General features: G+C 61.7%; 1 protein-coding gene and 1 pseudogene. One reads left to right on the top strand and one right to left on the bottom strand.

All coding sequences use genetic code 11. The features are described 5' to 3' along the window. Window positions 1-45: 45 nt before the first annotated feature. The gene (locus tag FY112_RS00300) at window positions 46-837 is read right to left on the bottom strand and encodes an SDR family oxidoreductase (RefSeq protein WP_131620448.1); all 792 of its coding nucleotides are present in this window, start codon (window positions 835-837) and stop codon (window positions 46-48) included. A gap of 97 nt (window positions 838-934) precedes the next feature. Between FY112_RS00300 and FY112_RS00295 the strand changes: the two are divergent. Next, window positions 935-1383: pseudogene (locus FY112_RS00295) on the top strand (LysR family transcriptional regulator); the annotation flags it as partial.

The raw sequence follows: 1383 nt of genomic DNA, 5'->3' as shown, positions 1-1383 counted from the left end.
ATCGCGATCACGGTGAGCGGAGCGTTTGACATGAGAAAACCTTTCTCAGGCAATGGTGTTGACGAGGCCGCCTTCGGCGCGCAGAGCGGCACCGTTGGTGGCGGATGAGCGGGGACTGGCGAGATAGGCGACGAGGTTCGCCACCTCCTCCGCTTCCACCATGCGTTGGAGGATCGAAGCCGAGCGTGCCGTGGCAAAGAACTCCGCCTCGATTTGCTTGATGGACGCCGACGGGTCGCTCGCCTGGCTGCGCAGGAAGCCTTCGATGCCTTCCGAGCGGGTCGGCCCTGGCAGCACGGCGTTGACCGTGACATTGGTGCCGCGGGTCAGTTGCGCCAGCCCACGCGAGACCGAAAGCTGCGCCGTCTTCGTCGTCGCGTAGTGAATCATGTCCTGCGGGATCGCGAGCCCGGACTCGCTCGAAATGAAGATGACGCGGCCCCAGTTGCGCTCCAGCATGCCAGGAAGATAGGTCCGCGACAGACGCACGCCGCTCATGACATTAACGTCGAACAGATAGCTCCAATCGGCGTCGGGAATGTCGCCGAAGGGCTTGCTCTCGTAAATGCCGAGATTGTTGACGAGGACATCCACCAAGGGTTCGGCCTTGGCGATGATGCCGGCACCCTCGACGGTGGCGGCGTCTGCCAGAACTCCGGTAACGTTCGATCCGCCGGACGCCTCGACGACAGCGATCGCTTTGTCGAGTTTGGCGCCATCGCGTCCCGTGATGATGACGCGCGCGCCCTCAGTGGCGAGCGCGCGGGCGATTTCGAAGCCGATGCCAGCGGTAGCACCTGTCACCAGGGCAGTCTTGCCTTCGAGTTGTAGATCCATGTCTCATCTCCAGATTGTTGCTGGAGAGAATTTATGATTTAGGAGTGGGCGGCACTATTGCCTTCGAAAGACATGCACCTGTGAATGAGGTTCATCAATGCCACGTATCCTGATGGAGCGCGCTCCGGCGAAATGGAGGTGTTTGCGCGCGTCGTCCTGGATGGTGGCTTCTCCGCTGCCGCTCGCAACCTTGATCTTACTCCATCGGCCGTCAGCAAGCTGATTGCCCGCCTTGAAGCGAGGCTCGGAACACGCCTTCTGGTGCGGACAACCCGCGCTCTGACCCTGACGGAAGAAGGCGAGGCCTACCATCACGCCGCGCTGCGGATACTGCAGGCGCTGAACGATGCGGACCAGGAGGTCGCGGGCGGTGCAGTTCGAGGACGACTGCGGATCAACACAACGATCCCTTTCGGGACGATGTTCGTCGCCCCTGCCATGCCGGAGTTCATAGCGCGCAATCCCGATCTCATCGTCGATCTCTCATTCACCGACGGTATCGTCGATCTGGTGGCGGAGAAGACCGACGTCGCCCTCCGCATGGGC

The sequence above is a fragment of the Rhizobium sp. PEPV16 genome (assembly GCF_008919455.1).
In the GTDB taxonomy this organism is placed as follows: domain Bacteria; phylum Pseudomonadota; class Alphaproteobacteria; order Rhizobiales; family Rhizobiaceae; genus Rhizobium; species Rhizobium leguminosarum_Q.
Note: the sequence above shows the minus strand (reverse complement) of the source record. Positions and strands in the feature narration are given on the sequence as shown.

What these genes read in the sequence shown, in the direction of transcription:
- FY112_RS00300 (WP_131620448.1), bottom strand. Translation starts at nt 837, where the DNA reads ATGGATCTACAACTCGAAGGCAAGACTGCCCTGGTGACAGGTGCTACC.